Raw genomic sequence first — 21,718 nt, 5'->3', positions numbered from 1 at the left:
TGCGTCCATCCTTGGCTGATCCTGTCATGTCCTTTCGCCTGCTTTCCCTGTTGCTGCCGCTGGTGCTGAGCCTGCCCACGCTGGCGCCTGCCCAGACGCCCGCGCCCGCGGCCCCGGCGGCACTGGCCTCGACCACCGCGCCCGAGTACCGCCTGGGTCCGGGCGACACCATCCGCGTGCAGGTGTACCAAAGCCCCGACCTGAGCCTGGAGCTGCGCCTGAGCGACACCGGCATGGTCAGCTATCCGCTGCTGGGCGCCATCCGCCTGGGCAGCCTGACCGTCAGCGAAGCCGAGCAGTTCATCGCCGAAGGCCTGAAGCGCGGCGAGTACATCAAGAACCCCCAGGTCACCGTGGTGCTGATGCAGGCGCGCGGCAGCCAGGTGAGCGTGCTGGGCCAGGTGGCCCGGCCCGGCCGCTACCCGCTGGAACAAGGCGGCACCCGCATGAGCGACGTGCTGGCCCAGGCCGGCGGCGTGCTGCCGCAGCAGGGGGCCGACCGCGTTGTGGTGGTGGGCACCCGCGCCGGCAAGCCGTTCCGCACCGAGGTGGACCTGCCCACGGTGTTTGAAGCCTCTGACCGCCCCGGCGACCTGGTGCTGCAGGGCAACGACGTGCTGTGGGTGGAGCGCGCGCCGATGTTCTACATCTACGGCGAAGTGCAACGCCCCGGCCAGCTGCGCCTGGAGCGCGGCATGACCCTGCTGCAGGGGCTGGCCGCCGGCGGTGGCCTGACCCAGCGCGGCACCGAAAAGGGCATCCGCGTGCACCGCCGCGCCGCGGATGGCAGCGTGCAGATCGTGCAGCCCGACATGGCCGCCGCGCTGCGCGATGGCGACGTCATCTACGTGCGCGAGAGCCTGTTCTGACGCCCGCGCGGCCGGGCCCTTTCGACTGAGCAGTACCCATGATCGACCTGCACTGCCACGTGCTGCCCGGCATTGACGACGGCCCCGCCACCGTAGAAGACGCGCTGGCCCTGGCCCGCGCCATGGTGGCCGACGGCATTGAACAAGCCGTGGCCACGCCGCATGTGTTTCCGGGCCGCTTTGACAACACCCGCGCCACGATTGCGCCGGTGCACGCCGCCTTCTGCGAGCGCCTGGCCCAGGAAGGCATTGCGCTGCGCCTGCATGTGGCCGGCGAGCTGCGCCTGAGCGCCGAACTGCTGGACCGCCTAGGCAGTGGCGAGCTGCCCTGCCTGAACCAGACCGACGCCGCCCGCCCGCGGGCCATGCTGCTGGAGATGCCCGACGGCCAGGTGCCCCTGGGCACCGACCGCCTGTGCCTGGCCCTGACCCGCCAGGGCATCACCCCGCTGATTGCCCACCCCGAGCGCAACCGCGGCGTGATGGAGCGTCTGGACCGCATCCACCCGCTGCTGGACGCCGGCTGCCAGCTGCAGCTGACCGCAGGCTCCCTGGTAGGTGACTTTGGTGAGCGCGCCTGCGACACCGCCTGGGCGCTGCTGGAGCTGGGCGGCGTGAGCGCCGTGGCCAGCGACGCGCACAACCTGCGCGGCCGATCGCCCCGCATGGGCGCCGCCCGTGAGTTGCTGACCCAGGAGCTGGGCGCGCAGCGCGCCTGGCAACTGCTGGTGGCCGGCCCGGCGCGCCTGTGCGGCCTGCCGCCGCCCGCCATGGCTCAGGCCGCCTGAACGGCCTGAGCCGCTGTCCGGCGGGGGCCAGGGACTATTCCTCGGTGAACTCCAGGCCGTAGTCGGCGGCCTCTTCGTTCATCTCACGGCGCAGTTCAGCGTTGCCGGTGTCGAAGGCATTGGCCAGCCACTGCTTCACGTCGGCAGGCGCGTCTTCCCATGTGGGCAGTGCCATGTCCATGGCCAGGTGCAGCACGGCGCGCTCCTGCGGGCCGCGTTCACGCGCCTTGTTCCACAGCGCCCAGGCGCCGGCCACATCGCCCTGGAAATAGCGCACGTTGGCCTCGCCCAGCCAGGGCCGGGGGTCGTGCGGCCGGGCCTGTGTGGCCAAGGCGAAGTGCGCCTGGGCCTGCTGGAGCAGGGCCTGCTGCTGCGGATCGTCCTGCGGCAGGCGGCCCGCGCGCAGCAGCAGGAAGTGGCCCAGGCGGTGCTGGATCTCGGGCGAATCCGGCGTCAGTTCCTGGGCCCGCTGCAGGCGCGCAATGGCCGCGTCAATGTCGGCGGTGGGCACCACGCGGTACTTGCCCTGCATTTCAGTGGGGCGCGACAGCAGGCCCCACGAGGGCGCTGCCAGCCAGTCGGCCCACAGCGTGCGCGCTGCCTGCGGCACCAGCCACAGCGCCACCAGCAAGGGCAGCGCCAGTCCCAGATGCTGGCCCAGGGTGCGGCCCTGCTGAGCGGGCGCGCCACTGCTGGCGTCAGCATCAGCCGTCTGGCCACGGCCGGACCTGCGGCGCGAGGCCTTCAGGGGCAGCGTGAACGGCAGCGCCAGCAGCACCGTCATGGCCAGCGCATTGGCAGGAATCTGCAGGTTGAAGTCCACCACGCTGTGCAGACCCAGGCAGCCCAGCGCCATCAGGGTGCTGACCGCCACGCCCCGGTGCAGCCGCGGCTGGTCATCGGCCAGCAGGCGCAGCGCGCGCCACAGTGCGAGCACGCCCACCAGCAGCCACAGGGCCAGGCCCAGCAGGCCCACCTCGACGGCCTGCTGCGCATAGTCGCTGTGGGCGTAGTCGAACTGGTAGGGGATGACCTGCGCCGAACGCACCGACGGAAACACCGACTCGAAGCTGCCGCCGCCCCACCCCAGCCAAGGCCGCTGCCACACCAGTTCCAGGGAGGCGATGGCCGGCGTCAGCCGCTGCTGCAGCGACTCTTCACGGTAGCGCTGCTTGTCAGACAGCTCGGGGGCAGCGACCACGCCCGAGGCGGCAGCGCTGCCGGGCGTGATGATGTCGGTGCCCTGCAGGCGGGTGACTACCTTTTCCAGCCCCACCAGCTGGCCGATGACGAAGATGTCGATCACCACCATGCTGGCCACCAGCCACAAGGCCGGGCGGCGCAGCTTGGCCGAGCGCCACGCCACCAGCGCGCCCACCGCCAGCAGACTGATGAAGAAGGCCGCGTTGCCCATGCGCGAGCGGGTGAGCACCAGCGCAATCACCAGCACCACCAGCAACATGCGCAACAGCATCTTGGGTGACAGCGCAAAGCGCAGGGCATCCAGCGCTCGGCCGCGCCAGCCGTCTTGCTGGGGGCCGGAATCCCCACCAAACTGCGACACCATCAGGCCAAGTCCGGCGGACAGGCATAGCTCCATAAAGCCGGCCAGGTGATCCGCATTGGGAAAAGTGCCGCTGGCCCGGCCGTAATGGTCGAAGGGCGTGTGCAACAGCCAGAACTCTTTGCCCGTCGACAGCAGGGCCGCACCCAGAAAGGCCTGCAGCAAGCCAGCCGTCACAAAGGCCACCAGCAGACGGATGACAGCCTGGTCTGAGCGTACCGCCAGCAGCACCAAGGCAAAGGCGGCACCGTACAGCAGTGTTCGCAGCAGGTAATCGTGGGTCTTGAATGGGTCGGCCGTGGCCACCGCACTGTCCAGACCCAGCCCGGCGGTCAACACCTGGGCGGCCACCAACAGCGCCAGGCCGGCCAGCGCAGCCAGGGGCAACACGGCCCGCGGCGCACCTGAATCGCGCAGGGCAGCGCCCGTTCCTGGTGTGCGCCACAGCTGCCACGCACCCAGACACAGCAGCCCCCAGGCCGCCAGCACGGCCAGGCCCACGGCCCATGCCCGGTTGCCGCCCAGCAGCACCGGCAAGGTCATCAGCAGCGCCACCAGGCCCCAAAACAAAAAACCACTCGCCACAGCACGCTGCGGCGAATGGTTCTTGCGCTGGCTTCTGGCGTGGCGCGCGGCTACAGCAGCCCCGCTCACCCTTCAGACCAGACGGTTCAGCTGTTGCTGGGCGGGCAATCCGGCAGGGTCACGCCGCGCTTGCACAGGCACTTGGTCTGCTTGTCGGCCGGGCGCTTGGCGCAACGCTCTTCAGGCGTGCGCGGGATCTTGGCGGTGGTGCCGGCATCGGCCGACTGCGACGCCTGAGTGGCACCGGTCTGCTTCACGACCACGGCCGCATGCGCGCCCGAACCAAAGGCCAGCATGGCCACGGCGGACAGACCCACCAACAGTTGCTTGACGTTCATGATGAGAAGACTCCCTCAGCTTTGAAAACACACTTTAGCCGGAGTGTAGCAGACCTACACCTGACAGGCTTATGCGATATTCGCGCCAGACACAGTCCGACGCCGGCTCAACATGTGAGCGCATGTTAGTGAACCAGCCATCACCCACCACCCCTAGTTTGCGCCCCACAGGTTGCTGCAGTGCGACATGGTTCACGGATTGCCGCGCCATCCGCGCACGCCGCCCTGGCCTGGTGACCCGCTGCCGAGCGGCATTGGTGCGGGGCGGCACCCGAGGCATGGGTCACCTGTAGGGGCAGGGCAGCCCCACGCCAGCCGCCGAATCATCGCCCCCTGGCGCCCTGCCGGTGATCCACAGAATTGACGAGTCACTGCCATTGCGCGGCCACCCTCGCCCCCGAACGACGCAGCCAGGCGCCCGACTGTGCGCGGCAGTGGGCCAGGCTTGGCGCCGGTGAGCGCCCAGGGGCAGCCGCGTGATGCGCCCCTCAGCACAAAGGAGGAGCCCCGCTGCCGACACGGCTTTGTCACAGCAAAGGTCGGTAAGATTGACGGGTTTTGGCGTGGGGATTTTCGATGCCCCGGCCGAGACGGACTAGAGGTCATGCCTCCTCAGGAGGCGGGCACCCGGCGCATCGGCACGGGTTCTGCTTGAGCCCCACCCAGGGAGTGTGAGCTTTTGAAGATTCTTCTTTACGGCATCAATTTCGCGCCGGAACCCACAGGCATTGGCAAGTACACCGGCGAGATGGCCGCGTGGCTGGCTGCCCAGGGCCATGAGGTGCGGGTGGTGACGGCGCCGCCCTACTACCCGGCCTGGCACGTGGGTGCGGGCTACAGCGCCACGGCCTACCGCGCCGAACAGGTGGCCGGCGCCCGGGTGTGGCGCTGCCCGCTGTGGGTGCCACCGCAGCCCGGCGGGCTGAAGCGCGTGCTGCACCTGCTGAGCTTTGCCATCTCTTCTGCGCCCGTGGTGCTGTGGCAGGCCACCTGGCGGCCTGATGTGGTGTGGGTGTGCGCCCCCGCATTTGCCTGCACCCCCGTCGCCTGGCTGGCAGCGCGGCTGAGCGGCGCGCGGGCGTGGCTGCATATCCAGGACTACGAGGTGGATGTGGCGTTCGACATGGGCCTGCTGAAGGGCCGCTGGGTGCGCCGCCTGGTCACCGGCATCGAGCGCTGGTTGATGCGGCGCTTTGACGTGGTGTCCACCATCTCGCAACGCATGCTGCAACGCGCCGCCGAGAAAGGCGTGGCCAAGGAGCGCATTGCCTTCTTCCCCAACTGGGTGGATGTGGATGCCGTGACGCCTTGGCAAGGTACCAGCCCCTACCGGAAGAAACTGGGCATCAGCGACGATCAGGTGGTGGCCTTGTTCAGCGGCACCTTGGGCGCCAAGCAGGGCCTGCACCTGCTGCCCGAGGCCGCCCGCCTGCTGCAAACCGACGCACCGAACGTGGTGGTCGTGATCTGTGGTGACGGGGTCACCAAGCCCGCGCTTGAGTCCGCCTGCGCAGGGTTGCCCAACGTTCGCATGTTGCCGCTGCAACCCAAGGAACGCGTGCCCGAACTGCTGGGCATGGCGGACATTCACCTGCTGCCACAAGACCCCGAAGTGGCCGACCTCGTGATGCCTTCCAAGTTGACCGCCATGCTGTCCAGCGGACGGCCCGTGGTGACGACTGCGCGCCCGGATTCCGAAGTGGCCTACGTGGTGGCTCGCTGTGGCGTTCTGTGTGAACCGGGAAGCGCAGAAGACCTGGCCACGGGCATTGTCCGTCTAGCCCACCAGCCAACCGAGCGCGCACTTCTGGGCCAGGCCGCACGGGCCTACGCCGTGGCTCGCCTTGGCACACAGGAAGTCCTGAACCAGTTTGTCGCCCAGTGCAGGGCCAGCATTGCCGGCGCCCCGCTTCCGGATCAGCTGACCGCCGAAAGCGCATAGCCCTCCATAGCCATCACTCATCCCAATAGTTTTCTGAACGAGAACCCATGACCACTGAAACCCCCTCCAAGAAGATTGCCCTGATCACCGGCGTGACTGGCCAAGACGGCGCCTACCTTGCAGAGTTCCTGCTGAAGAAGGGCTATGAAGTGCACGGCATCAAGCGCCGCAGCAGCCTGTTCAACACCGACCGCATCGACCACCTGTACCAGGACCCGCATGTGGACGGCCGCAAGTTCATCCTGCACTACGGCGATCTGACCGACTCCACCAGCCTGGTGCGGATCATCCAGAAGGTGCAACCCGACGAGATCTACAACCTGGCAGCGCAGAGCCATGTGGCGGTCTCGTTCGAAGAGCCCGAGTACACCGCGAACGCCGACGGCATTGGCGCGCTGCGCATCCTGGAGGCCATTCGCATCCTGGGCCTGACCAAGAAGACCCGCTTCTACCAGGCCAGCACCAGTGAGCTCTACGGTCTGGTGCAGGAGATCCCCCAAAAGGAAACCACACCCTTCTACCCGCGCAGCCCCTACGCGGTGGCGAAGATGTACGCCTACTGGATCACCGTCAACTACCGAGAGGCCTACGGCATCTACGCCTGCAACGGCATTCTCTTCAACCACGAAAGCCCGCTGCGAGGCGAAACATTCGTCACCCGCAAGATCACTCGCGCTATCAGCCGAATTGCACTAGGTCTTCAAGATTGCCTGTATCTGGGCAACCTGAGCGCTCTACGGGACTGGGGCCACGCGCGCGACTACATCGAGATGCAGTGGCTGATGCTTCAACAGCAGCAAGCAGAGGACTTCGTGATTGCCACTGGTGTGCAGTACAGCGTGAGGCAGTTTGTCGACTTTGCGGCGAAAGAACTTGGCATCACGCTCGCTTTCGAAGGCGAGGCGGAAATGGAAGTAGGCATTGTGCAAGCTGTACAGCCGGTGGGCGGTGAGATCAAAGCCAAATGCAAACCCGGCGACGTGATCGTTAAGGTCGACCCGCGGTATTACCGCCCCACCGAAGTTGAGACACTGCTTGGCGACCCGAAAAAAGCCAAAGAAAAGCTTGGCTGGTCTCCCCGCACAAGTTTGGCTGAACTAGTCAAGGAGATGGTTGAAGCCGATTATCTTACAGCTCGCAAAGATAGCCTCGTCAAACTAGCCGGATTTCAAGCATATGACCATCATGAATGAGCAATCAACCATGATCGAGAATTGACCTTTCCGGCCTGACCAAAGATAGCAACCATGGAAAGTATTCCCGAAGTTAGAAAAATGGCAGCCTCAGGTAATACGCAACACGAATCCAAAGTTTGCTACATCATTCCCGTATACAACAACAAGGCTGGCTTGCTGAGGACGCTAGGCGCTATTGCGAACTCCAGGACCAAGCCCAATAAGATACTGATCGTCGACGACGGCAGTAAAGAACCTATAGACTTGGCAGGAACGGAATTCAGTGAGATCTGCCATGTATTTAGACACGACGTCAATAAGGGAATCTCGGTCGGCCTGAATCGGTTGATAAGCGAAGCTTCGGCACTAAAGTTCGACTTTGCCGCGCTTGTCGACGCGGGGGACTTACCAACCCCCGATCGACTTGACCGTCAACTGGAATTTCTAAGGATCAATCCGCAAGTGGCTGTACTTGGCGGAAGCATGCGAATAATTGGCCTTGATGGCAAGGTTCAAACCGAGTTTGCCGCACCAATAACCGCCAGGGATATTCACATTGCTTTTCGCAGGGGCTACCCATTCGCCCACCCGACCGCGACATTTCGACTAGCGCTCTTCACCAGTTTCAATATTTCGTACAATCCAAATATAAGAGCGTCAGTTGACTATGATATGCTATATCGCCTCCATTTAGCCAATCCAGAGTCAGTAAGGAATATACCTGATATCTTGGTTGAGTATGTTCGAGAGGCGGAATCAATTGGTATACGCAGAGCCACACTTCAAGCTCGCGAAGCTTATCGGATTCGACTTCGACATGCATCATTGAGTTCGCTCCATTCGCTCGTGGGGCTTATGGATATCCGCTTGCTTACGAGAGCGTTCTCCGCAAAACTATTTTTCGCCGCCTCAGATTTCTACCGGTCCCTCAAGAGACGAAGAACCGCACTCCAATGAACAAGAGCGGTGTATTCGTACATTGGGCATATAACGCGGCATCCGCGCTAGTGCCGATCCTGATGATTCCACATCTACTAAAGACACTTGGCCCTAATGAATACGGCGATCTCGCGCTAATTCAGATAATTTCTTTCACGACCTTAATCGTAGTAGATTGCGGACTTTCAACTGTTGGCCCAAAAATTCTTGCTGAGGCGCGGAAGTCAGACGGCGATTGCGCACTACCCCGCAGATTGTTGCTTCTGCATTTTCTAATGTGGGTGGTTGCAAGCCTCCTTGGCTTTGTATGGCTTACAGCAGTATCGAGTGAAAGATTCCATCTCTACGGCCTATCGCAGCTCGCGGTTCTAGCCGCATTCCTACCACCTGCATATTTGATCATTCACAGGGGCGGGCAGCTAACATACGGCCTGCTAGGCATCGCAAGTAGAGGCATACACCTTTTCACAGTTTTGCTGTTTGTTAGGGTTGAATCTGATGCTTGGATATATTTCCTATCTAACGCCGCAATCTCACTCTGCTCCTCTCTTTTCTTGTATCGACGGTACTGTTTCAGCAACGACGCCATCTGCCGCAGTTCAGGATCAACCCGCAACGGTCTTATCGATCTTTGGCGCATGGGGCTTGCGCAGCTGTCTAGGCGAGCAGCTTCAGTGCCAATAACCGTGGTCATACCGTCGCTTTTAGCCGGCCATGATGATAAAGCACTAATCGCACTATACTCGCTGATAGACAAGATCAGAACAGTCGTTTGGCAAATAATAAACCCCGTCCTCGCCGCCTTTGCCGCCTATCATTTTTCTGTGGAGGAGTCAGCAAGGCTGGCATCAGTTTATAGGGTAAAGAGAAGATTCGTCTTCATCATCTTGAGCATAGTGGCTAGCACCGTCCTTCTACCATCGTTTCTCGCTACACAGCAGATACTTGAGCTCGCAAACTACCCACTGTCAGACACTGCTATTTGGTGTTGGCGACTTGGATCTATCGGAGCGGTCCCTGCAATAATTCTGGCTTATGCCATGAGTATATTGTCCCCCGATGTAGTTCGCGGGCGACGGCTTACGTTGGCAATTTGGTGCTGCACGGCAGCAGTTGGTCTTCTCTCAGTGCCCCTTATGGATGTCCTCGGTCTTCATTACGCTGTCCTAGCAATGGCAATCTGGGAAACCCTTGTTGTCGCCATGCTATTCCTACACTTGCCTGCAGCAACCTTAACTGCCAAATGAAGAAGATTCTCCAGGTCAATGTTCGACTGACTGAAGGAGGCGCGGCGCAGGTAGCGCTAGCGCTACATCAAGGTCTTGACCGAGACCGATTCAATAGCACTTTCGCATACGGCTATTCGAAAGGTGTCAAGCGCCATGTATCTGAGGGTGCTTTTCGGAACGTGGTTATGGTCGGTGACCGGTTTTCTACGGCGTTCCTCTTCGCCCAGAATAGACTGATAGGCAGCGACCCTTCATTTCCTAATACTCCCAGCCTTTCGCGCCTGAAATCATTGGCCGAGCATTCTGATCTCGTTCATCTACACGTCATCCACAGCTATTTTCTTCAATACCGTCAGTTTCTAACCGCATTGGAACGATTGGGGAAACCCATTGTCTGGACCTTACATGATCATTGGGCGGTTACAGGTAGGTGTGCGTTTTTGGATGGCTGCGATTCTTGGAAGGATGGCTGTGGTAGATGCAAATCGGGCGAGAACTATCCACCCTCAATTCTTGACTTCTCACGAAGAGAGCGTGCAACTCGCCAATCCGAGCTCACTAATATTTCATCGCAGTGCACATACGTTTCGCCTTCGGAGCACTTACTAAATGATTTCCGCAGTGTCTTTCCAAATTGTAAGTGCGCGCGCATTCCCAATTCCATCTCTTCGTCGATAGAGGAGAGGCTCAAGCCGATTTCCGACTTAGCCGCTAGCGGGTGTATTCGCGACGACACCACTACTCCGATACATTTGCTTGTTGTTGCTCATGACCTAGCTTATGCAGGGAAGACAAACCACGCGCTGATAGAGAGAGTTATTAGATTTTCGGGCGTCAAGTTAACCACCATTGGAAAGAACTCACCATTCACGGGGCCAAACGTACTGAATCTAGGTGAACTTCACGATCGTTCGCGCCTCGTCGATGAGTACACCAAGGCCGATGCATTACTCTTTACCTCAAAGGTCGACAATTTCCCCTTAACGATCTGTGAGGCTCTTTGCTGTGGGCTGCCCGTACTTGCGACAGACAGCCCTGCAGCTGGCGAAGTGTTGAACTACGTTGGAGCGGCAAGTCTCTCCGAAGAAGCCTTTGTTCGATGCATTCAGAATAGCACCTGGACGCGAGAAATTACAGCCTACAGTGACAGACAGAGTCTTGCTTCGACAGCACGCAACGCTTTTTCATCGAAAGCAATGGTGAGCGCCTACCAAGACCTCTATAGTCGCTTGTTGGGTTAAATATGTGGCCGCTTCTTCAAGATTTCGCCGATCGCCCCCGCGGGGCGATAATGGTCTCGCTGTATCGAGTTGCTAACGTCGCCTCGAGGTGCAGGAAGAAGGCACCGCTTCACGCAGTATGGGCGGTTCCTGTTCTAATAATTTATCGGATATTTTGCGAACTAGTTTGGTCGTACGAGATTCCGGCCGCAACTCAGATTGGGAATAATCTTCAGATTGACCACGGCTTCGGGATCGTCATCAATAAGCATTGCAGAATTGGGAATAACTGCCGAATAAAGCACAGCGTAACCATAGGGTGTAAGACGCTGGCCGATGGAACTCAGGGCCCATCACCGCGCATAGGGAGCAATGTCGATATTGGTGCAGGAGCTCTTATAATCGGTGATATTGAGATTGGCGACAACGTACTGATTGGCGCCGGGGCCATCGTCACCAAGAGCGTTCCTTCGAATTCTGTCGTGCGGGGCAGGGCAGCCACCTTCATTGCTCGCGAAGAAAGCCCATAATGCCATTATTCGTTCAGCATCTCGCAATTTTCGCGTCTATTGTCTTTTTGCATTTCGTCCTGGTTCGGCCATTAAATTTTCCGCTTACTTTAGCTCCATTCGCTCTTGTTTTTTTTCTCTCCGGCACTTACCGTCTTTCCGGCTTACTTTCAGACCTTCGGGCGATCAGTCTCATAACATTAGTGCTGGCGCTTCCAATGTTGGGCGCTCTTCAAATTGGTTATGATGGCGCAGATGGGATTCAGTTCCTCCGAACTTATGCACTTTGGTGCACTGCCGCGATGAGCATTTTGGCGGCTAGTTTGGCCCCTGCTTCTGTAAAGGCAGACATAGCAACGCCGGCGCTTGCAGCGTTGCTAGCGATAACAATTTGCGTCGCGCTGCAAGCCATAACGTCTCAAAATGGGGATCGTACTTTTTTCAATTTTTTTGGTTCGCATCAGTACTTCGGCGAGATCGAACTCGAAACTCTGGCCACCGACGATCGCCTTCGTCCGCCAGGGTTCTATCTTGAACCGTCATTTTGTGCATATGTGATCACCAATCTAACAGCGATATGTTTGCTTCAGGACCGTCACCGCGGCGTCTCCATAGCACTTGGAGTCATCTCGATACTCTTTATTCAGTCGCTAACAGGCCTGATCGCATTTGGCGTGATCCTTCTGTTTTACACTGCCACCCAACAGCGTTCACAAAGAACCATTAATGCTCGCGCGGTCACGGCGGCACTTCTGGCGGCAGGACCTTTCATTTTCTTGGTTTGGTTCTTTTATGCTGATTATGTTGCCAGTAGAACTGCTCAGGTGGATGAGGTCGGTTCCTCAACTTACTACAGAGTTGTTGGCCTGCTCCCTGTTCTTAGCGACACGCTTATCGAGTACCCTTTCGGATATGCACTTGGCCGAGTGAGAGAAATTGTTCCCAAGTATTTGATTCCTCACGGTAACGGCTACGGCGAATCGATTGATAACGGCCTGTACTTGCTTATCTTTTACTTCGGCTGGATTGGCCTAATTGCAGTCTTTCTCCTGATTTATAAGTTCTTTGGACTGTGGTATCGGGGTCAAGCAAAGCTTGCGTTATGCTTATTGGTCGTGCTTCTAGGGAGTTTTTTCAATGGCGGCATTATGCTGCCTGAGTTTGCTCTATTAACCACCTATATAATTTATGTCGCTCGAACCGCTTCTCAATAGCGATATCCCGAGGATCTCTGTTATCACCATTACCTACAAAGATCGAGAGGGATTACGCAGAACGCATGCCTCTGTTCTTTCGCAGGATGAACGCTTAGATTGGATCGTGGTCGATGGCGACCCTGACAGCATCGATGTGCCGTTGCTAAGGGAAGAGCAGCGCGTTTATTCAGCAATCGCCGAGAAGGACGAGGGGATATACGATGCTATGGCCAAAGGATTGCTCAGAAGTCGAACGGAGTTCGTAATTTTCATGAACTCTGGCGACACATTTCTCGATGACGGTTCATTATCTGATGCCGTGAGAGAGTTGGGGGATTCTGATGTTTGCTATTTCGCTGCCGAGTTTCGCAGCGGGCAATCATACAGACGAGTACGAGCACCTCGGAGTCCGCGTCTGTCCATTTGGCACAGCGTGCCAGGCAACCAACAGGCCACTGTATATAGGCGTTCTGCCTTGCTGAACATTGGAATCCCTAGAGACTTCAGAATTTGCGGCGATTACGCAGTTGCCTGCCTATTGCACAAGGCTGGTGCCAAGGAACGCACAGTCAACAGAGTAATTTCGGTTTTCGAGCTTGGAGGCGCCTCAACCACCAAAATCTTGGATTTGTGTCGAGAGGCTTGGACCGTGCAAGCAAAAATTCTCCGACAGTCTGCGCCTCTTCGGGCCGCTTCCTTCTTCTTACGGATTTGCACTGCATCTGCAACATATCTCAGTTTCATTTTGAGTAGTCGAAAGTGAGCATATTGGATGAATGAGCGCAGTTGGTTCTCGCTTGAGGCCTTTCGAATGCCTGAAGGATTTAGGGGAAGGAGCGCGTTCGGCGTACAGCTGTGGTGGCTCTGTGAAGCACTGCTATTCAAGACTTCTCCGCAGTTCATGTACGGATTTCGGGTCGTCTTGCTTAGGCTTTTTGGAGCGAGGGTCGGAAAACGCGTCGTGATCCGCCCAAATGTGACGGTAACCTACCCTTGGAAGTTGATTATCGAGGATGATGTATGGATCGGCGATAACGTTACGCTCTATACACTAGGTGAGATTACGATTCGCTCGAATACCATTGTTTCTCAGGGCAGTTATATTTGCGCGGCGGATCACGATTACACTAAGACCAACTTCCCCATAAGGATCAGGCCGATAGCTATTGAATCGGGAGTATGGATTGGGGCTAGAGTTTTCGTTTGTCCTGGCGTGAATATTTGTTCAGGCGCCGTGATTGGGGCCGGGAGCGTAGTCACCAAATCCGTTCTCCGGGCTGGGGTTTACGCTGGCAACCCCTGCCGTTTCGTTAAGGAACGTACTGCAGCAGTTGCAGATAGCGACTGAGCCCTCTAAATGGCTCTAACTTAGCTAATACTCGGTCAATCCAGATTTACTGGTTTAGCTAGGTGCGCAGGAGTCTATGGCCCTACCCGTTCAGTCTCTATAGTTATCTGTTTTCTTCGCTCCAGCGATGCGTTCGGGTTGCGTTCATCTGTGGGCACTGTCCCATTTGATGAAGTTGTTACTCTAGGAAGTGCGTGGTCGCAAGGCATGTTCGCGCATGAAGGCGTACTCGGCCTGTTGATTCTCGTAGAGCCATGGTCTAGCCGATTCTTTGTGCGACTGCGCTGATGCGCAAAATCAACAATTGCTAGGCGATTGTTTCCGATTACACTTAAGTTGCCCCGACCGTAAGGCGGTGGAATTGTCGAGATTACTGTGGGCAGCGGAGATCCTTGGGAAAAGTGCCTTCAGCAATCGATCCGACTCGCTTTCATCAATAGGGAGTACGTAACGCCCCCCGAGTTGATCCCTCGTTCGCGACGTACATACGGCACGTTTGGACGACTAGTGCGCTGCCTGTTCAGCACGACAGTGCCGACGTTAGATTGGCCCATCCAATTGCATAGAAGCCCAATAGCCCGAAATTCTTTCTTTGGCTCTTATGGCGCCTATACATGTATAAGGATTTTGGCCCTCTACATATCATTGGAGCGATCTATTTCTGATCACCAAAGGCGGCGGATGCATAGGCTCGACCGATACCCTCCTTTAGGGTAGTGTGCGCCTTCCAATTGAGCGCTGCGAGCCGGCTAACGTCCATAAGCTTGCGCGGTGTGCCATCGGGTTTGCTGGCGTCGAATACAATTGCGCCATTGAAACCCACGACTTCCATCACGATCTGCGCGAGTTCACGAATAGTGATGTCGGTGCCAGTACCAATGTTAACAAGGGGGCCATCGTAACCAATCTCCATCAGATGGACGCACGCATCGGCCAAATCGTCAACATACAGAAACTCTCGCATTGGCTTGCCACTACCCCATACCATTAACTGCTTGTCGCCTCGCAGCTTCGCCTCGTGCGCCTTGCGGATGAGCGCGGGCAATACATGGCTGTTGGCTAGGTCGTAGTTGTCGTTGGGGCCGTAAAGGTTGGTGGGCATCACGCTGATGTACTGGCGGCCGTACTGGGCGTTGTAGGCCTCGCACATCTTGATGCCGGCGATCTTGGCGATCGCGTAGGGCTCGTTGGTGGGCTCCAGCGGCCCGGTCAACAGGTAGTCTTCCTTCAGCGGCTGGGGTGCCAGCTTGGGGTAGATGCAGCTGCTGCCCAGGAACATCAGCCGCTGCACGCCGGCCAGGTGCGCGCCGTGGATCAGGTTGTTCTGGATGAGCAGGTTGTTGTAAAGGAACTCGGCGCGGTAGGTGTTGTTGGCATGGATGCCGCCCACCTTGGCCGCGGCGATGAAGATGTACGCGGGCTGGTGCTGAGCCAGGTAGGCATGCACGGCGGCCGTGTCCATCAGGTCCAGCTCCGCACGTGCCGGCGCCAGGATGTGGGTGTAACCGCCCGCTTGCAGGCGGCGCACCAGGGCGCTGCCCACCATACCGCGGGCGCCGGCCACCAGAATGGGGGCGGCCTTTTCAGTTGTGAACGTAGCAGTCATTGCGTGGCAAGAAAAATGAGAACTCAGGACCGGTCCGAATCCACCGCACCATCCTTGGCGGCATAGCCGGCACCGGCGTAGTTGTAGCCATAGTCGGCGTGGTACTGGCTGTGGTAGCTGCCGGCCTTGCTCATGTCCAGCTGGTTGAGCACCACGCCCAGCATCTTGGCGCCGGCGCGTTGCAGGCGGGTGATGCTCTTGCGCACCATGGGTGTGGGCGTGCTCATGGCCTTGGCCACCAGGATGGTGCTGGTCGCCAGCGGGGCCAGCACCAGCGCTTCAGACACCAGCTCCACCGGTGGTGAGTCGATCACCACAATCTCGAACTGCTCGGTCAGTTGGGCCAGCACGGCCTTGAAGCGCTCAGACAGCAGCAGCTCCAGCGGGTTGGGCGGCAGGTCGCCCACGGGCATGACCAGCAGGGTGGTGTCGGCCACGGTGTGCAGGCATTCCTGCAAGGTGGCGTCGCCAGCCACCAGGTTGGACAGGCCCTTCAGGCCCGGCGCCAGGTCCAGGCGGCGTGCCACCTGGGGGCGGCGCATGTCGGCGTCAATCAGCAGGGTGCGGCGCGTTTGGGCGTGGGCCAGCGCCAGGTTGATGGAGACAGTGGTCTTGCCCTCACCCGGGATGGTGCTGGTCACCAGCAGGCTCTTGTGGGGCTGGTCGATGTTGCTGAGCAGCACGCCGGTGCGGGCGGTGCGGATGGCCTCGGCATGCGCCGAGTTGGGCTCATGGATGAACAGCTGCGCCATGGCTGTGTGGTCGTGCGCCTGCAGGCTGGGCAGCACGGTGAGCATGGGCAGGCGCAGGCGCAGTTCGGCGTCATCGCCACCCTTCAGCGTGTTGTCCAGCTTGTCCAGCAATACCGACACCAGCGATGCCAGCAGCAGCGACAACACCAGGGCCACGGCCACCAGTTGCAGCTTCTTGGGCCGCACGGGCTTGGTGGGGGCTACCGCCGTGTCCACCACCCGGGCGATGGCGGCTTGCACTTCACCGGCGATGTCGGTTTCCTTGGCTCGGCTGACAAACATGTTGTAGAGCTCGCGGTTGGATTGCACCTCGCGCTCCAGCACGGCCAGCTGGAATTCCTCTTTGTTGACCTCGGCCACGCCACTGCGGGCGGCGCCCAGGGCGCGCTCCAGGCTTTGCTCTGTGGCGCGGGCGGCCTGGTATTCGCGGGTAAGGGCGTCTACAGCCGCGGCCTGCTGGCTGCGCAGCGTGGCCTTGGCTGATTCCAGCTCGGCCTGCACCTGCAGCAGCAGGGGGCTCTTGGCGCCCTGGGTTTCAGACAGCTGGGCCTGGCGTTGCAGCACTTCATTCACCCTGCCTTGGGCCAGGGCCACGCCGGCTTCACGTGCCACCCAGGGCACGCCGGAGAAATCACCCTTGGGGGAGGCCTGCACCTGTTGGTAGGCCGATTCCAGCTGCAGCCGGCGGGCGCGGGCCTCCACCAACTGGGCGTTGGTGCCGCCCACCTGCTGGCCCGCCAGGGTCTGGGCCGAGCCGTCCAGGCTGACGATGCCCTTGCTTTGGCGGTAGTCCTGCAGGGCCTGTTCGCTCTTGCTCAGCGCGGCGCGCAGATCACCCAACCGGTCTTGCAGAAAGCCGCTGGCCTGCTGGCTGACCTTGAAACGAGCCTCGCGGTCATTGAGGATGTAGTTCTCTGCCAGGGCGTTGGCCAGGCGCGCGGCCAGCGCCGGGTCAGCGCTCTCCACGTTCACCTTGACCAGTTGACTCAGGCGGACCGGCTCGATACTGACGTTGTCCATCAGCCGCTTGGTGGCCGTGGCGGCCAGGGCGGCTTCGTCCTTGCCAGCGTCCGTACCCATGCCCAGGGCGTCCTTGATGCTGTCCAGCACGCCGTTGCCATGGTGGCGCGGGTCGTATTCGGGGTGGTCCCACAGTTTCAGGGCGCGCACGGTGCGCTCGGCCACCTCGCGCGACTTGAGAATTTCCACCTGGGTCTGGTAGTGCTCTTTGACCTGGGCACTGGCGCTGTAGATGTCCTGGATGGACACCAGCTTGCCGGGGCTGGCCTCGATCTGCACCATGGCCGTCGCCTGGTAGATGGGCGTCATGGCCAGCGACACCGCTGCGGCCACAACGGCAGCCGCTGCGGCCAGACCCAAGATGGGCCACTTGCGCTTCTTGATGCTGCGCCAGTGCTCCAGCAGTTCCAGCTTGTGCTCGTCGCTGAGCTGGAAACTGATGGGCTGGAAGGCGGCCGGGTCGGCCACGGCGGTGCGGGCAGGGGTGGGCGGAAGGCTGGGCAGGGTCATGGGGGCAACTTCGGCTCCGCCACCCTGGTACTTCAGGCAGCGGCGCCCAGAACCTGCGGCACGGCGCGCAGGGCCAGGGCTGAACGGGTCAACCAGGCCAGCACCACGCCGCGCCTGCGCCCATCAGCCCAATGGGTGCTGAGGAGCAGGCCGCAGCACGATGCCGGGCCACGGACGGCGCAACGACTACGCACCACGGAAGTGCACATCACGCTCGTAAACCCTGAATCATCGCATGCGCGCCACCCGCCGTGGCATGACAGTCAGGGATTGCGGGAGCTCAGGTGGCCGACCTCACGGCGGGGGCAGCGCCCTGAAGGGGTGCGGCCGGTTCGGCCTGAACACGCACCAGGCTCAACAGGCCCAGTGCCAGAACGGCCACCAGGGCCAGTTTGACGTTTCTCATGTTGTGCTTCCCTCTGTGCTGCGCGGTGCAGGGACGAACCTGTGCACCGCTGACAGACGTCAGCAATTGTCAGGCCACGCCCGCATCGCACGAAAGGATGAGGCCGCCGCACGGGTCGGCGCACGCGTGTGATGTAGTGCACATCAGCGTGCACCCAGGCGGCTGGCGGCGTCAGTCGCCGCCGAACAGGTCACGGGTGTAGACCTTGGCCTGCACGTCGTCCAGCTCAGGCACGCTGCGGTTGGCCACGATCAGGTCGGCCTGGGCCTTGAAGGCGGCCAGGTCGCGTTCCACGTGGGAATTGAAGAAGCTGTTGTCGGCCAGTGCGGGCTCGTAGACGATGACTTCCACGCCCTTGGCCTTCAGCCGCTTCATGATGCCCTGGATGCTGCTGGCGCGGAAGTTGTCAGAACCAGCCTTCATGATCAGGCGGTAGATGCCCACCACCTTGGGCTGGCGCGCCAGGATGTCAAAGGCCACGAAGTCCTTGCGGGTGGTGTTGGACTCGACGATGGCGTGGATCAGGTTCTGCGGCACATCGCGGTAGTTGGCCAGCAGCTGCTTGGTGTCCTTTGGCAGGCAGTAGCCGCCGTAGCCGAAGCTGGGGTTGTTGTAGTGGCTGCCAATGCGCGGGTCCAGGCACACGCCGTCGATGATCTGGCGGGTGTCCAGGCCGTGGCTGGCGGCGTAGGTGTCCAGCTCGTTGAAGTAGGCCACGCGCATGGCCAGGTAGGTGTTGGCGAAGAGCTTGATGGCCTCGGCCTCGGTGCTGTGGGTCAGCAGCACGGGGATGTCCGCCTTGATGGCGCCTTGCTGCAGCAGGCCGGCAAAGCGCTGGGCGCGGTCGCTGCGCTCGCCCACCACGATGCGTGAGGGGTGCAGGTTGTCGTACAGGGCCTTGCCCTCGCGCAGGAACTCGGGCGAGAAGATCAGGTTGGGCGTGCCCAGCTCCTGCGCCAGCTTGGCGGTGTAGCCCACGGGCACGGTGCTTTTGATCACCATCACCGCGTTCGGGTTGATGGCCATCACGTCCTTGACCACGGCCTCCACGCTGCGGGTGTTGAAGTAGTTGGTGTCGGGGTCGTAGTCGGTGGGGGTGGCAATCACCACGTAATCGGCGTTGGCGTAGGCCTGCTGCTTGTCCAGCGTGAACTGCAGGTCCAGCGGCTGGTGGGCCAGGTAGTGCTCGATCTCGGCATCGGCAATTGGGCTGCGGCGCTGGTTGAGCAGGGCCACCTTGGCGGGGTCGATGTCCAGCGCCACCACGGTGTTGTGCTGGGCCAGCAGGATGGCGTTGGACAGGCCGACGTAGCCGGTGCCGGCGATGGCGATGTGGGTCATGCGCAGTGTGGGGGTTGGGCCGGTCGATCCGGTTCGGCCAATGGGGCAGCGCGTTACTGCAATGGCTGCGGATTGTCGATCACACAAAGTGATGAGGGCCAGCACTTCCGGGGCAGGGTGTGCGCGGCCCGCGCCACAGTTGGTGGGCAGTCGCCGGACATCCGTCACGCCCGCGGGCCGGACCTGATGCCTGTGTTCGCCATCGCACAGCGAAAATCCGCGCCGGTTTTCGCAAGCAAGGCTGGGACGCAATGGCAGATCAACAGGTGGTGGGCATCGACAGGGTGCGGCAAACATGGCGCGACCAGGGCGTGGACGCCGCCGAGGCGCTGTACCTGACCCGTCCCATGCAAGTGACGCCGCCCACCCGCTGGTGGATGCTGGGTTGCGAGCTGGCCGCGGCGCGAGCCGATCTGCCGGCCGTGCTGCAGCGCTGGCAAAGCGGCTGGGACCAGGCGGCGCAGCAGCCGGCCCTGCGCCAGGCGCTGGTGGAATGGCTCTGGACCACGCCATGGGACCGTGAACTCGCCCCGCTGTGGCAGCGCGTGTCCGAAGACACCCCCGGCAAGCCAGCCTGGCGCAAGGAACAGGTGCAGCGCGGCGTGGCGCTGCGCCGCCCCACCGGCGCCCGTGCGCTGATGGCGCGGGTGGACCAGGCCGACAACACCGGCAACTGGTGGCCTCAGGTGCTGGCCCTGTGGGCCGGCGAAGGCGACGAGGCCTTTGTGGCCACCTGGATGCGTCACCTGGACAGCCGCTGGCTGACGGCCGGCGATGCGCACAGCAACTTCACTCCTGACCCGGGCGCCTTCAGCCGCCTGGAGCACTGGGTGCAGGGCGGCCATGCGGGTGTCATCGCGGCCTGGCGCGCGCGGGTGCCCGCCGGGGCCTGGGCCGACTGGCTGGAACAGGCCGAGCGGGTGGCGCACTGGCGCGCGGGCAATGGCCTGTGGTCGGCGTGGCTGAACTGGCCGGACTCGGTGCTGAACGCCTGGCCCAAGGCCGTCCAGCGCCAGGCGCTGGCGCGACTGGCGCTGCAGGCCGAGCAGACCCAGGTGCTGCGCCAGCCCTGGCTGGAGACCATGGAGCAGGCGCTGGCGCGGCACTGGCCCCGCCAGGCGGCGCTGCGCACCACGGCGCAGATCGAGCTGAGCTGGCTGCTGGACAACGATGTGGACGGCGCGCACCTGCTGGATTGGCTGGAAGCCCGGGCGCCGCTGGAGGAGCTGCGCTCGTGGTGGTCGGCGCGCGCGCTGCGCGAGTGCCTGCGCCAGCCGGGCGGCCTGCAGCGCTGGTTTGACTGGTGCGAACGCTATGGCGCCCCGGAACTGGCGCCGGGCGTGGAAGGCCACGACGCCGTGGCCGCCCTGTGCCTGTCGGGCCGCGAGTCGCAGGCCGAGGCGCTGCTGGCCGACTGGCGCGACAGCCTGGCCGCGTCGGGGTCGGCCAGCGACCGGGCCTGGCTGGCGGTCAGCCAGATCACGCTGGCCATCCACCAGCAGCAAACCACCCGCGCCTGGCAGACGCTGAACGACTGGTGGCAGACCCTGGGCCTGACCCCACTGGCCACGGGCACCGCGTTCTCGCCGCAGGCCCTGCTGGACGCGGCCGCCGCCACGTCCTGGCCCGCCGCCCAGCCCTGGCCGCTGCCGATGCCGGTGACCGCCGTGATGCTGTGGCCCGGCATGGGCGATACCCAGCCCGGCGCCGAGGACGACGCACGCCTGACGCTGCGCAGCCTGCTGATGCAGGACGCGCCCGACCTGCAGATCCTGGTGGTGACCGACCGACCGCTGACCGACGCCGACCTGCCGCCGGGCAGCCGGGCTGTCCAGGAAGTGCGCGTGGACCCCGACCTGGAGGTGTCCGGCCGCACCGACGAGGCCATCGACTCGGTCACCACCCCGTGGATGATCTGGGCCACCCCAGGCTTCGTGTGGCACCCGCAGGCCCTGCGGGCGCGCCAGCTGCACCTGGCGCAGCACCCGCAGGCGGCAGTCAGCATGGCGCTGCAACTGGCGATCACCGAGGGCGGCCACATCACCGTGCTGGAGCGCCGCTCCGGCCTGGCCGCCGGCCAGGACGGCTACATGCTGCGCACCGACCTGGCCCGCGGCCTGCCCCCGGTCACGCTTGGATACCCCGACGGCTGGGCCGTGATACGCGAACGCATCGAGCGCCAGCTGGGCAGCCTGGGCCGCGAGGTCTGGCACGGCCCGATGGGCCTGCAGGTGGTCAGCACCGGCCCCGCCGCGTCAAGCAGCACGCACCGCGGCTTGCGCGCACGCCATCGGCGGGCCCTGATGAGGCTGGTGGGGGTGCCGCAGACAGAGGATCTGGTGGGTGCGGATTGACCGGGGCGGAATGACGGGGGTGGGCGG

General features: G+C 61.7%; 18 protein-coding genes. 12 read left to right on the top strand and 6 right to left on the bottom strand.

Translation table 11 applies throughout. The features are described from left to right. The first annotated feature begins 26 nt into the window (after positions 1-26). Both epsE and KAK07_RS07265 read left to right on the top strand, forming a co-directional pair. Positions 27-869: a polysaccharide export protein EpsE gene (gene epsE, locus KAK07_RS07270; RefSeq protein ID WP_210859878.1), complete on the top strand. Its 843-nt coding sequence runs from the start codon at positions 27-29 to the stop codon at positions 867-869. A 38-nt stretch (positions 870-907) separates the two neighbouring features. After that, complete coding sequence (locus tag KAK07_RS07265; RefSeq protein ID WP_210859876.1) at positions 908-1,657, top strand: tyrosine-protein phosphatase; 750 nt, start codon at positions 908-910, stop codon at positions 1,655-1,657. Between the two features lie 34 nt (positions 1,658-1,691). On the opposite strand, the gene KAK07_RS07260 is transcribed toward KAK07_RS07265, so the two are convergent. Both KAK07_RS07260 and KAK07_RS07255 read right to left on the bottom strand, forming a co-directional pair. Continuing rightward, entirely contained in the window at positions 1,692-3,764 is a 2,073-nt protein-coding gene (locus KAK07_RS07260) for an O-antigen ligase family protein (RefSeq protein ID WP_210859875.1), read from the bottom strand. Positions 3,765-3,892: 128 nt separating this feature from the next. Next, entirely contained in the window at positions 3,893-4,144 is a 252-nt protein-coding gene (locus KAK07_RS07255) for a hypothetical protein (protein WP_210859874.1), read from the bottom strand. 679 nt (positions 4,145-4,823) lie between these two features. Here KAK07_RS07255 and KAK07_RS07250 point away from each other — a divergent pair. The 9 genes from KAK07_RS07250 to KAK07_RS07210 are packed head-to-tail and all read left to right on the top strand — an operon-like array spanning position 4,824 to position 13,702. Then, a complete protein-coding gene (locus KAK07_RS07250; RefSeq protein ID WP_210859873.1) occupies positions 4,824-6,086 on the top strand; it encodes a glycosyltransferase WbuB in 1,263 nt (420 codons plus the stop codon). Positions 6,087-6,133: 47 nt separating this feature from the next. Continuing rightward, positions 6,134-7,279 (top strand): GDP-mannose 4,6-dehydratase, encoded by a 1,146-nt coding sequence (gene gmd / locus KAK07_RS07245; protein ID WP_210859872.1) that lies wholly within the window; start codon positions 6,134-6,136, stop codon positions 7,277-7,279. Positions 7,280-7,333: 54 nt separating this feature from the next. Beyond that, positions 7,334-8,218 (top strand): glycosyltransferase family 2 protein, encoded by an 885-nt coding sequence (locus tag KAK07_RS07240; protein WP_210859871.1) that lies wholly within the window; start codon positions 7,334-7,336, stop codon positions 8,216-8,218. Beyond that, positions 8,215-9,447 carry an MATE family efflux transporter gene (locus KAK07_RS07235; protein WP_210859869.1) on the top strand — a complete coding sequence of 411 codons (1,233 nt, stop codon included), beginning with the start codon at positions 8,215-8,217 and terminating at the stop codon, positions 9,445-9,447. Before KAK07_RS07240 ends, KAK07_RS07235 begins: the two co-directional genes overlap by 4 nt. Then, complete coding sequence (locus tag KAK07_RS07230; RefSeq protein ID WP_210859867.1) at positions 9,444-10,670, top strand: glycosyltransferase; 1,227 nt, start codon at positions 9,444-9,446, stop codon at positions 10,668-10,670. The genes KAK07_RS07235 and KAK07_RS07230 overlap by 4 nt, the downstream gene beginning before the upstream one ends. Before the next feature lie 2 nt (positions 10,671-10,672). Next, positions 10,673-11,179 carry a hypothetical protein gene (locus KAK07_RS25900; RefSeq protein ID WP_375141217.1) on the top strand — a complete coding sequence of 169 codons (507 nt, stop codon included), beginning with the start codon at positions 10,673-10,675 and terminating at the stop codon, positions 11,177-11,179. Continuing rightward, positions 11,179-12,372, top strand: coding sequence for an O-antigen ligase family protein (locus tag KAK07_RS07220; RefSeq protein WP_210859863.1), 1,194 nt, complete (start codon positions 11,179-11,181; stop codon positions 12,370-12,372). Before KAK07_RS25900 ends, KAK07_RS07220 begins: the two co-directional genes overlap by 1 nt. Continuing rightward, positions 12,347-13,117 carry a glycosyltransferase gene (locus tag KAK07_RS25895; protein ID WP_210859862.1) on the top strand — a complete coding sequence of 257 codons (771 nt, stop codon included), beginning with the start codon at positions 12,347-12,349 and terminating at the stop codon, positions 13,115-13,117. Before KAK07_RS07220 ends, KAK07_RS25895 begins: the two co-directional genes overlap by 26 nt. Positions 13,118-13,126: 9 nt before the next feature. Next, positions 13,127-13,702: a WcaF family extracellular polysaccharide biosynthesis acetyltransferase gene (locus KAK07_RS07210; protein WP_210859861.1), complete on the top strand. Its 576-nt coding sequence runs from the start codon at positions 13,127-13,129 to the stop codon at positions 13,700-13,702. 655 nt (positions 13,703-14,357) lie between these two features. Here the strand turns inward: KAK07_RS07210 and KAK07_RS07205 are convergent. From KAK07_RS07205 to KAK07_RS07195, 4 genes are all read right to left on the bottom strand, one after another. Continuing rightward, positions 14,358-15,308 (bottom strand): GDP-L-fucose synthase family protein, encoded by a 951-nt coding sequence (locus tag KAK07_RS07205; protein ID WP_210859860.1) that lies wholly within the window; start codon positions 15,306-15,308, stop codon positions 14,358-14,360. Between the two features lie 23 nt (positions 15,309-15,331). Next, positions 15,332-17,590 carry a GumC family protein gene (locus KAK07_RS07200; RefSeq protein ID WP_210859859.1) on the bottom strand — a complete coding sequence of 753 codons (2,259 nt, stop codon included), beginning with the start codon at positions 17,588-17,590 and terminating at the stop codon, positions 15,332-15,334. A gap of 280 nt (positions 17,591-17,870) precedes the next feature. Beyond that, entirely contained in the window at positions 17,871-17,996 is a 126-nt protein-coding gene (locus KAK07_RS25585; RefSeq protein ID WP_256441052.1) for a hypothetical protein, read from the bottom strand. 171 nt (positions 17,997-18,167) lie between these two features. Continuing rightward, on the bottom strand, positions 18,168-19,337 hold the full coding sequence (locus KAK07_RS07195) for a nucleotide sugar dehydrogenase (RefSeq protein WP_210859854.1): 1,170 nt from the start codon (positions 19,335-19,337) through the stop codon (positions 18,168-18,170). A gap of 251 nt (positions 19,338-19,588) precedes the next feature. Here KAK07_RS07195 and KAK07_RS07190 point away from each other — a divergent pair, with 251 nt between their 5' ends. Next, a complete protein-coding gene (locus KAK07_RS07190; RefSeq protein WP_210859850.1) occupies positions 19,589-21,691 on the top strand; it encodes a hypothetical protein in 2,103 nt (700 codons plus the stop codon). Positions 21,692-21,718: the final 27 nt, after the last annotated feature.

This window comes from Ideonella alba (assembly GCF_018069875.1).
Taxonomy (GTDB): Bacteria; Pseudomonadota; Gammaproteobacteria; order Burkholderiales; family Burkholderiaceae_C; genus Ideonella; species Ideonella alba.
The sequence above is the reverse complement of the archived record's forward strand: the minus strand, read 5'-3'. Positions and strand labels throughout refer to the sequence as shown.

Bases quoted from the DNA above. Each gene is read 5' to 3' on its own strand.
- KAK07_RS07210 (WP_210859861.1), top strand. From the start codon at position 13,127: ATGAATGAGCGCAGTTGGTTCTCGCTTGAGGCCTTTCGAATGCCTGAA.
- KAK07_RS07230 (WP_210859867.1), top strand. From the start codon at position 9,444: ATGAAGAAGATTCTCCAGGTCAATGTTCGACTGACTGAAGGAGGCGCG.
- KAK07_RS25585 (WP_256441052.1), bottom strand. From the start codon at position 17,996: ATGAGAAACGTCAAACTGGCCCTGGTGGCCGTTCTGGCACTGGGCCTG.
- epsE (WP_210859878.1), top strand. From the start codon at position 27: ATGTCCTTTCGCCTGCTTTCCCTGTTGCTGCCGCTGGTGCTGAGCCTG.
- KAK07_RS07260 (WP_210859875.1), bottom strand. From the start codon at position 3,764: ATGACCTTGCCGGTGCTGCTGGGCGGCAACCGGGCATGGGCCGTGGGC.
- KAK07_RS07265 (WP_210859876.1), top strand. From the start codon at position 908: ATGATCGACCTGCACTGCCACGTGCTGCCCGGCATTGACGACGGCCCC.
- KAK07_RS07195 (WP_210859854.1), bottom strand. From the start codon at position 19,337: ATGACCCACATCGCCATCGCCGGCACCGGCTACGTCGGCCTGTCCAAC.
- KAK07_RS07240 (WP_210859871.1), top strand. From the start codon at position 7,334: ATGGAAAGTATTCCCGAAGTTAGAAAAATGGCAGCCTCAGGTAATACG.
- gmd (WP_210859872.1), top strand. From the start codon at position 6,134: ATGACCACTGAAACCCCCTCCAAGAAGATTGCCCTGATCACCGGCGTG.
- KAK07_RS25900 (WP_375141217.1), top strand. From the start codon at position 10,673: ATGTGGCCGCTTCTTCAAGATTTCGCCGATCGCCCCCGCGGGGCGATA.
- KAK07_RS07255 (WP_210859874.1), bottom strand. From the start codon at position 4,144: ATGAACGTCAAGCAACTGTTGGTGGGTCTGTCCGCCGTGGCCATGCTG.
- KAK07_RS07205 (WP_210859860.1), bottom strand. From the start codon at position 15,308: ATGACTGCTACGTTCACAACTGAAAAGGCCGCCCCCATTCTGGTGGCC.
- KAK07_RS07200 (WP_210859859.1), bottom strand. From the start codon at position 17,590: ATGACCCTGCCCAGCCTTCCGCCCACCCCTGCCCGCACCGCCGTGGCC.
- KAK07_RS25895 (WP_210859862.1), top strand. From the start codon at position 12,347: ATGTCGCTCGAACCGCTTCTCAATAGCGATATCCCGAGGATCTCTGTT.
- KAK07_RS07190 (WP_210859850.1), top strand. From the start codon at position 19,589: ATGGCAGATCAACAGGTGGTGGGCATCGACAGGGTGCGGCAAACATGG.
- KAK07_RS07235 (WP_210859869.1), top strand. From the start codon at position 8,215: ATGAACAAGAGCGGTGTATTCGTACATTGGGCATATAACGCGGCATCC.
- KAK07_RS07220 (WP_210859863.1), top strand. From the start codon at position 11,179: ATGCCATTATTCGTTCAGCATCTCGCAATTTTCGCGTCTATTGTCTTT.